The 12638-nt window shown below is 30.2% G+C and carries 11 protein-coding genes; 4 read left to right on the forward strand and 7 right to left on the reverse strand.

Annotated elements, in window-relative coordinates; all coding sequences use genetic code 11:
* Positions 1-296: 296 nt before the first annotated feature.
* The 4 genes from B5X49_RS06560 to B5X49_RS06575 form a co-directional block, all read right to left on the reverse strand.
* Positions 297-893 (reverse strand): hypothetical protein, encoded by a 597-nt coding sequence (locus B5X49_RS06560; protein ID WP_045749047.1) that lies wholly within the window; start codon positions 891-893, stop codon positions 297-299.
* 41 nt (positions 894-934) lie between these two features.
* Complete coding sequence (locus tag B5X49_RS06565) at positions 935-1606, reverse strand: potassium channel family protein (protein ID WP_045749046.1); 672 nt, start codon at positions 1604-1606, stop codon at positions 935-937.
* A 12-nt stretch (positions 1607-1618) separates the two neighbouring features.
* The gene (locus B5X49_RS06570; protein WP_045749045.1) at positions 1619-2923 is read right to left on the reverse strand and encodes a TrkH family potassium uptake protein; all 1305 of its coding nucleotides are present in this window, start codon (positions 2921-2923) and stop codon (positions 1619-1621) included.
* A gap of 85 nt (positions 2924-3008) precedes the next feature.
* A complete protein-coding gene (locus B5X49_RS06575; protein ID WP_045749044.1) occupies positions 3009-3689 on the reverse strand; it encodes a GDSL-type esterase/lipase family protein in 681 nt (226 codons plus the stop codon).
* A gap of 123 nt (positions 3690-3812) precedes the next feature.
* Here B5X49_RS06575 and B5X49_RS06580 point away from each other — a divergent pair, with 123 nt between their 5' ends.
* On the forward strand, positions 3813-5519 hold the full coding sequence (locus B5X49_RS06580) for a hypothetical protein (RefSeq protein WP_045749043.1): 1707 nt from the start codon (positions 3813-3815) through the stop codon (positions 5517-5519).
* 31 nt (positions 5520-5550) lie between these two features.
* Here the strand turns inward: B5X49_RS06580 and glmU are convergent, their stop codons facing one another.
* From glmU to glmS, 3 genes are read right to left on the reverse strand one after another with little or no spacing between them, the layout of a single operon-like run.
* Complete coding sequence (gene glmU / locus B5X49_RS06585) at positions 5551-6933, reverse strand: bifunctional UDP-N-acetylglucosamine diphosphorylase/glucosamine-1-phosphate N-acetyltransferase GlmU (RefSeq protein ID WP_045749042.1); 1383 nt, start codon at positions 6931-6933, stop codon at positions 5551-5553.
* A gap of 3 nt (positions 6934-6936) precedes the next feature.
* On the reverse strand, positions 6937-8244 hold the full coding sequence (locus tag B5X49_RS06590; RefSeq protein ID WP_045749041.1) for a phosphohexomutase domain-containing protein: 1308 nt from the start codon (positions 8242-8244) through the stop codon (positions 6937-6939).
* 10 nt (positions 8245-8254) lie between these two features.
* Positions 8255-10036 carry a glutamine--fructose-6-phosphate transaminase (isomerizing) gene (gene glmS / locus B5X49_RS06595; RefSeq protein WP_045749040.1) on the reverse strand — a complete coding sequence of 594 codons (1782 nt, stop codon included), beginning with the start codon at positions 10034-10036 and terminating at the stop codon, positions 8255-8257.
* Positions 10037-10406: 370 nt separating this feature from the next.
* Here glmS and B5X49_RS07855 point away from each other — a divergent pair, with 370 nt between their 5' ends.
* The 3 genes from B5X49_RS07855 to B5X49_RS06610 all read left to right on the forward strand — a co-directional run bounded on the left by B5X49_RS07855 (position 10407) and on the right by B5X49_RS06610 (position 12575).
* The gene (locus tag B5X49_RS07855; protein ID WP_159444500.1) at positions 10407-10763 is read left to right on the forward strand and encodes a transposase; all 357 of its coding nucleotides are present in this window, start codon (positions 10407-10409) and stop codon (positions 10761-10763) included.
* A gap of 60 nt (positions 10764-10823) precedes the next feature.
* Positions 10824-11105, forward strand: a complete 282-nt coding sequence (locus B5X49_RS07860) for a transposase (protein ID WP_373422621.1) — start codon at positions 10824-10826, stop codon at positions 11103-11105.
* A 174-nt stretch (positions 11106-11279) separates the two neighbouring features.
* A complete protein-coding gene (locus tag B5X49_RS06610; RefSeq protein WP_079560768.1) occupies positions 11280-12575 on the forward strand; it encodes an ISL3 family transposase in 1296 nt (431 codons plus the stop codon).
* Positions 12576-12638 lie beyond the last annotated feature (63 nt).

A 12638-nucleotide genomic window follows, 5' to 3' on the forward strand; every position in this document is an offset into this window, starting at 1 on the left:
TCTTTGCTATAAATTTAAAGCATTCACTTCAATCTTCCGTATTATCTGTACTTTTGATTTTTATCAATAAAGATAAAACCCATCATTAAAAGCTATGTAAAATTGGAATATATCACAAAAAATCATTCGTGATGTGTTATATATCTCCCAATTTATAACATAACCTTAAACCTGATGGGTTTTGGTTAGTATCATTGTATCAAAATACTAAATACTTTACAAATATTACTATAATTAATATTTGAATTTATGAAAAAAACATCTACCAATCGGTAGATGTTAAAGAATTTCGCTGTTTAAACATATACTTTATAAAGTTCTACACCATATTTAATAAAATAAGATGGTAATGCAATAAATATAATATAAGATAAATGAACTTCAATGATGGTATTGAGTGAATAAAATGACTCCATATAATGATGTGTTAATAAAACACCAACAAGACCTAAGAAGTTAAACGCATGCATAAATCTCATAAAGAATTTTTCTTCATTTGACCTATAATTAGACTTTTCTAAAAATGTCAGTTTATACCATATGTCAACGAGCATATGTGCTTCTATATAAGTAAGTATTAAAAATAACCAGTGGATTAAACCCTCATCATAACCTATCACTAATGTTTTAATAACGATAAATGATAACAAAATCGTTAACATCTCTTTAATCCATTTAAAACGATCATTTATCCAAGTATGGATATTATTCATTTCAGGATAAATAAAATTTATTTTTAAGTAAATAACATTAATAAGATAAATCGCTATAAATAGTATATAGACAATATCTTTTATAAACGGTGACAATGTCAAATAAAGGAGAACACCCATTAAGAAAATTGATAAATGAAATAAATGATCTTTATAAATGTATCTTGCACGCTGCTTCATTTAAATACCTCATTTTATGTTATATCTTGTTGTGTGATTTTCTAGTTTGCACTAAATACGGAGGTAATCTTTGGAATATCTTTTTTCTTACCAAAGATGAATATTTCATCATTTGGCATTAATACAGTATCCTTACTAGGAACTAACATTTTTTGATTTCTTTCAATCAATAAAATATTAATACTATATAAAGATCTAGAATCTAAGTCAGTGATTGGTAAGGGTTCAAATTCACTATGAATCTTAATTTCATATACATCGAAATCATTTTTAATGTTGAAGTAATCCACAACATTACCACTTGCTATTTTATTTGCAACACGTTCACTGGCAATATAAAGTGGTGATACAATATCGGTTGCTCCAACGAGTTTTAAGATTTCTTCATAGTCATCTTCATCCGCTCTTGCAGTAATTTGTTTAACGCCTAGTTGTTTGAGTTTAATGATTGTAATAATACTTGCTGTTAAGTTATTACGTTCATTTTGACCAAATGCAACAATCACATGGTCCGCATTTGAAATACCAGCTGCCTTTAATGCATCCTCATCGGTTGAGTCTGCTACAAAGGTGTTTGTAATGATTTCACTCGCCTTACGTACAGATTCTTTATTTTGGTCGATTGCGATTAAATCCACATCAAGTTTACTAAAACTTTCAACAAGATTTAATCCAAATCGACTAAGACCAATTATCGCTACTATTTTTTTCATCTTAATTCACTCCTAACCTATCATCATTTTTTCTTCAATATATTCTAAGCTTTGTAAATCTTTACGATACCAATTTGTATTTAATAAACTAATCATCGTCAGTGGTCCTACACGACCAATAAACATGACAATACTTAACATGATCTTGGATATATCGTTTAAACCTGCTGTAATATTAATTGTTAAACCGACATTGGCAAACGCAGAAATGGATTCAAATAATGCCTCATCTAAACTAATGTTTTCAACACTTAAAAGTATTGATGTAGAAACAATAATTATTAATATACTTACAGTTAATAAAATACTTGCTTTATGTCTTGTTTCATGACCAATAAGTCTTTGGTGTGTTGTTGTTTGAGTACCTCTTGCATAACTTCTAGCACCGACAAACAGTGTGTATACAGTCGTTGTTTTAATCCCACCACCGGTTGATGCAGGAGATGCTCCTATAAACATTAAAACCATTAAAATAAGTGTTGTAATACCAGAGAGTTCTTGCATGTTAATGGTTGTAAACCCTGCAGTTCTTGCAGTAACACTTAAGAAGAATGCTTCTAACCAAGTTAAACTCTCTTGATGGTTTTGTGAGAACTTAAAGATGAGTATACCTGAAACCCATAAAACTAAATTCATCATCAGTACAACCTTAGAATGAATCATGAGTCTCTTATAACTTCTCTTCTCAAATAAATCATTTAAGACAATAAACCCTAATCCACCTAACATAATTAATATTGCAGTACTTAAGTTTAACAAGACATGCCCATTGTATGCTTGTAAACTTTGATCACCTAAAATATCAAATCCTGCATTATTAAATGAAGATATGGCATGGAATGCACTAATACCTATTGCATCCATAAGTTCATAATCTGGTAAAAAGACAAACATGTTAATGATAAATCCAACCAACTCAATGACTAAAGTAAATACTACAATTCTTTTAACTAACTTAACCATACCTGACATATTGTTTTGATTTAAGCTTTCTTTAATCAAAACTCTATTACCAATACCAATCTTAGCACCAATTAAATACATCACAAAGACTGAAATTGTAACAACAGATAACCCACCGATTTGAATAAGTGCTGCTAATACCACCTTACCAAAAGGAGATAAGAGTATGGATAAATTACTTACAGGTGATAACCCCGTAATTGTTACTGCAGATGTTGAAATAAATAAAGCATCTACATAACTTAAAGCACCTACTCCACTTTTAGAAATAGGTAATACTAAAAGTATACTACCGGTTAAAACGATAGAAAAGAATGAGAGTATAATGACTGCATAGGGTGTTAACTTTTTCATCCAACCACATCTTTCTCTTTAAATACACATAAAGTATTATATCATTAATTAAAGTGTTTTATGACTTAAACTATATGAGAACATGCTACTCACTCGAGCACTCTATCATACTTTTTAGTTTTTCTTTAATAATGGATGCATAAACCATATATCCTTTAGGATTTAGGTGTATGCCATCCATTGTGTAAGTCTCATCTAAGTAACCATCTAAATCGAGTAATGCATCAAAAAGGTTAATAAATCCCAATTGATTTAAATCTGCATATATTTTAACTTGTTCATTTATAGTTTTAAGTTCGTGATTTTCTCTTCCTGCTATATATATTTTCTTATAGAGCTTACTTTTTACAGATACGACAGGAGTTGTTGATAAATACGTTATATGCGCTTCTGGATATCTATTCGTGAGCTCTTTTAATAGTACTTTGATATTCTCTACTGCTTTTTGAACCGTTGCCTCATGTAGGACTAAGTCATTAGAACCGATCGATATATATATATGATTCGGTTCTAAGTTACCTAAAATCATATTTAGTTTGAATAATATAAATGGAGATGTTGCACCTGCAATGCCACGATTTAAGGCATCAATTCCTGGAAGATATGTATTTAAATTAAAATATTCAATCATAGAATCCCCTAAAAAAACAAATGGTGCACCTAATTCTGTTTCATTTAATTTTCTATATTCATTTAGTTTTTTAGTTGAGGTGTTGATGATCATTTCTCTTAACCCCTTTAATTCTTGACTGTCTAATTTATACATAAACAAAAACTCCTTTTTAAGACTTTAATACTTCTTTTATTATATCATCATTTAAGACATCTTATTTTTGTATGACCTCCCCTTATGGTATAATACACCTTAGAAAAAGGGAGGTACATACAATTGAAAGATTATTTTTTAGACAATACATCATTTATTATCCAATTCAACAGAATACCTTGTAATAGTGAAGCAAACATTTTAAACTCTAAACCATTTCAAATGATTTTAAGACGTTATATTTATGAAGTTAAGGCATTAGGTGATAAAGCCTACACATGGATCACCAAACTTAATACAAAAGAATTAGTGGCTTTATATAAGGCATTATTAGTATTTGACTATGATGAAGTACATCAATCACTCGATCTACTTAAAGATGAAGCAGCAAGATATGCATTTTATATGTTTACTGAAGGTCTTTATGACTACTGGAGAAAACTTGAACGATATGGTTTCTTTAGTAGAAGCCGCTTAGACGATGATCAAAATATCAATCAACGTTTAACAGAAAGCAACGATCACTTCAGTAATTTAGTATTAAAACTTTACCGAACAGTATCTCAAAAGATTATTAATAAAAACTATCTATTATTAAGACAGCTTCCAGCAGGCACTCAAGCAAATTTAAGTTTAGTTTCTAATCCCTGGACATTTGATACACCTTATACCAAACTAACCGATACAAGATTTGTTACAAGCATCGTTATTAGACCACCCTTAATGATTTATTCTAAAGCGAATACGAGAACTGGTTTATTTACTCCAGCGGATGAAAATCCACTGGAGAAACTAGAACTGAATAAAAACGACTTTGTTGTCGCAGCAATCAAAGTTGGTCCATACTTAACCTATGCTTATATACATCATAAATTCTTAAAATATGCAGTTACATTAGGTTCTTTATTTGAACTTGCATCCTTTGATGAATATAAAGATAAAAAACCAGATTTAATATATGTATATGGTATTTCAGATAATGCATATGATGGTAAGTACTTCTATGATGAGAAAAATGATATTTATTCAGGTTACGTAAGTCTTGATGATAAAAACGATTATTTTGGTTATGTTAAAAAGATGTTACTCACCTTACATAACGTTAAAATGATTAGAGAAAACAAATTACCAATTCATGGTGCTATGTTTAGATTAACACTCAAAAACGGCGATACTAAAAATATTTGTATTATAGGGGACAGTGGAGCTGGTAAATCAGAAACCATTGAAAGTATGAGACTTGTTGGTGAAAAGTTCATTAACAATATTGAAATCATATATGATGATATGGGAACATTTGATATGTTAGGTAATGAAGTCATCAGCTATGGTACTGAAATTGGTGCATTTGTAAGACTTGATGACTTAGACCAAGGCTATGCTTATAAACAAATCGATAGGGCAGTATTCTTAAACCCTAATAAAACCAATGCACGTGTTGTGCTACCTGCAAGTGATTATCAGTTTGTCATGATGAAACATAAAGTGGATCTTCTACTTTATGCCAATAACTATGATGAAGATCATGAAGGCATTAAAGTCTATGACAACTTAGATGAAGTACTTGAAATCTTCCAAAAAGGTGAAAGAAAAGCTAAAGGAACAACTAGTGAAGTTGGAATGACTAAAACTTACTTTGCAAATCCATTTGGACCCGTACAACATGAAAAAGAAAACCAAGTTTTATTAGAAAAATACTTTAAAAAGTTATATGATAATCAAATACCAGTCGGTGTGATTTACACAAAACTGGCACTTGATGGGTTCGAACAAAAAGGACCAAAACTTGCTGCAGAGGAACTCATTAAGTTCTTAACTCAGAAAAAATAAGACAAAACCCAGCGCAAGCTGGGTTTTCTATTTAAACTTTATCTTTTACTTTAGGCTTAATTGCATATTTTGCATAATCTTCTTTTGTTACTTGACGTGATCTTGCAATTGCAAATCCGTTACTTGGAATATTTTTAGTCACTGTAGAACCTGCTGCAATAAAGACATTATCTCCTACTTCAATCGGTGCAATCAAATTGGTATTACAACCAATAAAGACATTATCTCCAATCTTCGTTTGGTGTTTTTTAACACCATCATAGTTAACTGTTACACTACCACAACCAAAGTTTACATTAGAACCCACTACTGAATCTCCAATATATGCAAGATGGCTTGCTTTAGTTTCATCACCAGTTGATGATTTCTTTACTTCAACGAAGTTACCAATACGGTTATGTGCACCAATATCTGCATGATCTCTTAAATGAGCAAATGGACCAACAGTGGTATCTTCTCTAACGATAGAATCATAAATTAAACTATGTTTCACATGAACACGTTCATGGATCTCTGAGTTATGAACCTCAGAGTTTGGTCCAACAATTGCCCCTGTTTTAATCACTGTGTACCCTGTAATTGTTGTATTTGGGTTAATCGTTACACCTGGTTCAATAATAACGTTATGACCAATGGTAATTGTTTCAGGGTTAATCATAGAAACACCATTAAGCATATGTTCTTTATTAATATATTCTCTTAAATATTTTTCAGCAACACTAATTCCATATAAATCATTAACACCCATAACCAGCGAATTATTTCTAACTGTATATGCACCTACTTTATAATCTCTTTTCATCAGTGCAATCATATCCGTAATATAATATTCACCCTTAGCATTTTTATTATCCAGTTCACCTAATAAATTAAAGAATTTGTGATTATTGACGATATAAATACCAGTATTTATTTCTTTTATTTGTTTTTGATAGTCATTTGCATCTCTATCTTCTATAATACCTTGAATTTGGCCTTGTTCATTTCTTAAAATTCTACCGTATCCTTTAGGATCCTCATAGATTGCTGTAACAACAGTTAAGTCATTTCCATTTTCTTCATGTACCTTAAACATTTTATCAATTTGCTTATAATAAATTAAAGGAACATCCCCAGGCATAATAAAAGTAGATCCTTCTAAATCCTTAAAGGTTGGTGCAGCCATTAATGCTGCATGACCAGTTCCTAACTGTTCATGCTGATAAATATAACCTGCTCTATCTTTAATCAGTCCTTCAACCACTTCATGTTGATAACCTACTACTAAGTAAATATCATCCACAACAGACTTTTCAATATTTTCAACAATATATTCTATCATTGGTTTTTTTAATATCGGAAAAGCAACCTTGGGTGTTTCAGTTTTCATTCGGGTTCCTTTACCAGCAGCAAGCACTAATGCATAACGTTTCATGATTTATACTCCTAAATCTTTTATTTTATTTACAATCAGTTCCATCGATTCATCTAATAAATTAGAATCCTTACAACTGATTGTAACACGAATAACGGGTTCTGTACCACTTGGACGAACCAAGAGTAATGAATCTGGTCCTATTTTTTGTTTAATATCATCTAATAAACCTTTGATTTCTGGATAACTTAAAACTGTTTTATTAACATTTTTAATGTTAACCATTCTTTGTGGATACATTTCTACTTCTTTTGTATAATCCTTTAGAGATATGTTGTTTTCTGCAAGTACTTTAATTAAGTACATACCAGCAAATAATCCATCTCCAGATGGTAGTAGATCATTTAATATAATGTGACCTGAGTTTTCACCACCAATTGTTAAATCATTTTTAACAATTTCATCAGATACGTATTTATCCCCAACAGGTGTTTGTAGTACATCAATTCCTAATTCTTTAAAAGCTTTTAAAACACCTGGATTACTCATTTGAGTAAGTACAACTGTATCTTTTTTAAGTTTTTGAATAGATTTTAAATACTTGGCTATGACATAGACAATCATATCACCGTCATATATGGTATTTTCACCATCAACGACTAATAAACGGTCACCGTCTCCATCAAAACTTAATCCAATATCAGATTTATGAATTATGACTGCTTCTTTTATAGCATCTAAGTGTGTGGAACCCACACTTAGATTAATATTAAGTCCGTCTGGTTCTTTACCGATTTGATAACTTTCATCAGTAATACTTTCAATGACTCTTTTAGCGATTTTAAAGGTTGCACCATTTGCAGAATCATAAGATACTCTCATATGTGTTCTTGGAATACTTAAATCCTTATAAACACTTCGATAAAGTGAATCCACATCATCTGTAACAGAAATTTTTCCAAGTGTTGCTGCAACTAAACAATTTTCTTCATCAATAAAAGGTTCTAAAGATAACTCTTCGTCATCTAACATTTTATAACCTGATTTAAATATTTTGATACCATTATCGGTATATGGATTGTGTGATGCAGTAACCATCACACCAATCAAGTTATTGATTTTAGAGTAATAAGCAACCATTGGAGTTGAAACAACGCCTGAGATTAAAACCTCTACTCCAGCTAAAGATGCACCATATGCAATACCATATGCAAGCATATCACTAGATAACCTTGTATCTTGACCAATAACAATTCTTTCTGGTTTAAACTTTTTAGCAATTGCTTGACCAACTCGAAAAGCGAGTTGGTTGTTTAATTTTTCAAATGCTGTACCTCTAATGCCATCGGTTCCAAAATATTTTTTGTTCATATAAATTCCCCTATTCTACAGTAACACTCTTTGCGAGATTTCTTGGTTTATCAATATCATATCCTAATTCATAAGATGCATAATATGCTATAAGTTGTGCGGGTAATATGGTTAGAATCGGTGTTAAAAGTGGATGTACATCTTCTAAGATAATATCATCCCCATCACTTTTGAGAGATTCTAATGTAATAACGATAGGTATTGCGCCTCTAGACACTGTTTCTTCTAAATTACTTCTCGTATTCAAATTAATCGATTCATGAGATATTATAGCAATAACAGGTGTTTTATCCTCTATTAATGCAATTGTTCCATGTTTAAGTTCACCTGCAGCAAAACCTTCTGTATGGATATATGATATCTCTTTTAGTTTTAATGCAGCCTCTAGTGATGTTGCATAATCCATGCCTCTACCAATGTAGAAGGCATGTTTCGTGTTTATATATTTTACCACTAAATCCCTGATATGGCTATCACTTAATAGGAAATTTTCCATTGCTTGTGCGGTTTTTGATAGTTCATATTGTATATCTATTGCTTTATCTGATAAAGCATATGCAAGTATAAATAACATCGCAATTTGAGCAACATATGCTTTAGTAGATGCAACAGCAATCTCAGGACCAGCAAAAATCTCTAAGGCATAGAGAGATTCTCTTGCAAGTGTAGATGTAATAACGTTAGTTATGGTTAATGTTTTATAGTCTTGTTTTTTTAGTTTTGTTAAACAAGTTCTTAAATCAGCTGTTTCACCACTTTGAGAAATTAGTATGAAAAAAGCATTTGGATCAATAAGTGGTGTGTTATAAGCAAACTCAGATGCAATATGCACCTCAACTGGTTTTTTAATTAAGTCTTCAATTATTTTTTTTCCGACGATACCTGCATGCATGGATGTTCCAGCTGCTAGTATATAAATACGACTGGATTGCTTTAAATCATTTAAAAGAGATTGATTGATATTAATTGAAGAGTCATGAATATATCCCTTCATGATTCTTCTGATCACCGTGGGTTGTTCATGAATTTCTTTCAACATAAAATGTTCAAAGATGCCTTTTTCAGATGATTTGATGTCAAAGTTGAATTCTTCAAATTGTACTTGAATTTCATTTAAATCATAATCATATAATTTGACCGAATCTTTCTGACTAACAACAAATGTTTTATCAGCTAAAACATGATATGTCTTAGCATATCCAGCGAGTGCTAATATGTCTGATGTAATAGTAACTCCTTCTTCATCTTTCCCTATAATCAAAGGTGGTTTATTCTTAGCAGCATAGATAGTATTTGGATCTTTGTTATCAATAATAAGTAAAGCGTAAGACCCTTGAAGTAAATTTAATGTAGAAACAATAGATTTTTCAACATCCATGATGGTTGAAAAACTATCAATCAAGTGAGCAATAACTTCTGTATCTGTTTCACTTATAAACGTGTGATTTTTTAAGTATTGATTCTTTAATTGTTTAAAATTTTCAATTACTCCATTATGGACAATAATGTAACGACCTGAACTAGATTGGTGAGGATGTGCATTGACTGCATTTACTTTTCCATGGGTTGCCCATCTTGTATGTCCTATACCAATGTTAGATAGTATGTTGTGTGTTGTTTTAGATAGTGTTGAAACCCTACCTATATCTTTATAGATGTTAAACAGATTTGAGGATAAATTATAAAGCGTGATTCCGGCAGAATCATATCCACGGTATTCCAATTTTTCCAATCCTTCTATGATAATGTTTCTAGCATTCGATGAGCCTATATATCCTACAATTCCACACATGATTAATTCCTCCTAAATAATAAACACTGATGTTAAGTCAGTGTTTATTATAGCATATTTTCAATTATTGAAAAATATTTTCAATTTATTTTAAATTCGTAATTGAATTAGTTACATGTAAACTACTAACCTTCATTTGATTTTATTGAAAGATAATAAATTAATTTATCATGTATTTTATACTATTAAATATTCCTTAGACAAATAAGATTGATTCGTCTATAAATTGAATGTGCAATCTTTGTTTAGAGTATTTTAGATGAAACTACTCTAATAATTGGATTTCATTTGTACAAATACTTTGCTTTTATGTCAATAAAGTGGACATGATAAGTGAGGATTTCTTTGAATAATACACTTGATAAGGCGTTTGATAATCGATATGTGGGAAAGTTATAAACAAGTTTTAGAAAAGGCATTTCCTAAAAGTTTAATCGCTGTAGATTCATTTCACGTCATAGCAAACCTGAACAGAGCGATGGATAGAGTTCGAATTGATACCATGAATAGATTTAAATTAGAACGCAGTAAACTACTGAACAATGATATGTATTATTACATGTTAAAGAAGTTTCATATCTTCTTTAAAATTGATTTAGATCGTCTAAGAGATTTTAAACCGGCCTACATCGCAAAACTAAATACCTACTGGGATAAGCAAACTATACTTAACTATCTTTTAGATATTGATGATACACTTAAACACTGTTATAGATTAAAAGAATAGTATCGATATTTTAATTTAATAGCTGAATATGATACCTGTGATGAAGGATTTAATATTTAAATTGATGGGTTTAAATCAAACCCTGTTAAAGAATTTAGAGACTTTGGACGTATGATACAAACTTGGAAAGTTGAAATAAAGAACTCGTTTATTATGTCTAAAGGTAGACGAATATCCAATGGACCAATTGAATCTACAAATTCTAAAATTAAGACAATCATTAAAGTTTCTAATGGTATTAGAGACTTTAGAAGGTTAAGAGGCAAAATAATGTATTCTATTAATAAAGATACACCACTTAAAAACGAAAATATTAAAAAGTATATAGATATAACTAAATAAAAAGAGGTACCTCCATATTTTTTAGTTATTTAAAATAGTTGGTGTAAAAAAACACCTTTCAATTAGGTGGTGGTAGTACCCCATCTTTTTTAAAGGCCGAAATAAATATATAAAAAATGAAGAACACCTTTTATAATATAGTTAGTCGTAACTAAAAAAACAAAGGAGTTCTTCATGTATGATAATATCACAAAACTATATAAATTAGAAAACATAAATTCAAAAATAGAATCACTTGATACCACAATAGATGGTGAAGTACTTACACTTCATCTAAAGTTACTAAAAGATAATATAAATTGTCCACAATGTCAAACATATCCGATGTATTTTCATGGTTTTAGGTTAAAAAAATTAATCCATAGTGTTTCATTAGAACATCAAGTAAAAATCGCTTATTATGCAAGGCATAATCGGTGTAAAACATTTAATAAAACAATCTATGAAACAAATCCATTTAATCAAGTTTACGAACGTATTAGTTTAAAAACCAAACTATCTATCTTAAATCACTTAAAAGATATCCATCATAACTTCGCTGATACAGCAAAGTTATTTAATGTATCTAGTCAAAGTGTGATTAATATATTTGATAAGCACATCGATGCCCACCCTAGAAAATTAGGCGAAGTTATCTCTATTGACGAAGTCTTTACCAATAAAATGAATAAATATAAATATGCCTGTGTCATTTTAGATTTTAATACCTCTAAAATTATTGACATTATAGCAACGCGACACAAAAACTATTTAACAGAATATTTTTTTAGAATTCCTAGGGAAGAAAGACTTGGTGTTAAGGCTGTAGTCATTGATATGTGGCTAACTTATTACGATGTGGCAAAATTCTGTTTTCCAAACGCGTTTATAGCAATTGATTCATTTCATATCATCAAAAATCTCAACGAAGCTATCAAACAAATTAGAATCCAAATTCAAAGAAAATATGATCAGGATAGTTCGAGACTTGAGTATAATGACATGTATTATTACATGTTAAAAAAATTCCATTACTTCTTCGTAAAAGACTATGAAAATATTTATGATGGCAAAATACGGGTATATAAAATGAAGGGTTACTGGCATAAATCTGAAATATTAAGTTATTTATTGAAAATTGATAATTCACTGACTAAAGCTTACAGATTAAAGGAAGCCTATCGCGTATTTAATCTAACAGCAAGTTTTAATGACTGTGATGAGCGCCTTGATGAATTGATTACTGAATTTAGAAACAGTGAGTTTGAAATATATAGAACATTTGGTCAAACACTAAATACTTGGAGAGATAGTATCAAAAATTCATTTATAAGAATCGATGTCCGTAGGATATCTAATGGCCCCATTGAATCTATCAATAATAAGATTAAAACAATCATTAAAAACTCAAATGGTATCAGATATTTTTACAGGTTTAGAAATAAAGTACTGTATTCAATTAATAAGGATGTTCCAATTACCAATAAGTAAATAAAAGTGGTTATGACAAAAGAAAAGACGCAATTTCTGCGTCTTTTTGGTGTACACCACCTA

This window comes from Acholeplasma oculi, assembly GCF_900166985.1.
In the GTDB taxonomy this organism is placed as follows: Bacteria; Bacillota_I; Bacilli_A; order Acholeplasmatales; family Acholeplasmataceae; genus Acholeplasma; species Acholeplasma oculi.

Bases quoted from the DNA above. Each gene is read 5' to 3' on its own strand.
- B5X49_RS06610 (WP_079560768.1), top strand. From the start codon at position 11,280: ATGTATGATAATATCACAAAACTATATAAATTAGAAAACATAAATTCA.
- glmS (WP_045749040.1), bottom strand. From the start codon at position 10,036: ATGTGTGGAATTGTAGGATATATAGGCTCATCGAATGCTAGAAACATT.
- B5X49_RS06575 (WP_045749044.1), bottom strand. From the start codon at position 3,689: ATGTATAAATTAGACAGTCAAGAATTAAAGGGGTTAAGAGAAATGATC.
- B5X49_RS06590 (WP_045749041.1), bottom strand. From the start codon at position 8,244: ATGAACAAAAAATATTTTGGAACCGATGGCATTAGAGGTACAGCATTT.
- B5X49_RS06565 (WP_045749046.1), bottom strand. From the start codon at position 1,606: ATGAAAAAAATAGTAGCGATAATTGGTCTTAGTCGATTTGGATTAAAT.
- glmU (WP_045749042.1), bottom strand. From the start codon at position 6,933: ATGAAACGTTATGCATTAGTGCTTGCTGCTGGTAAAGGAACCCGAATG.
- B5X49_RS06560 (WP_045749047.1), bottom strand. From the start codon at position 893: ATGAAGCAGCGTGCAAGATACATTTATAAAGATCATTTATTTCATTTA.
- B5X49_RS06570 (WP_045749045.1), bottom strand. From the start codon at position 2,923: ATGAAAAAGTTAACACCCTATGCAGTCATTATACTCTCATTCTTTTCT.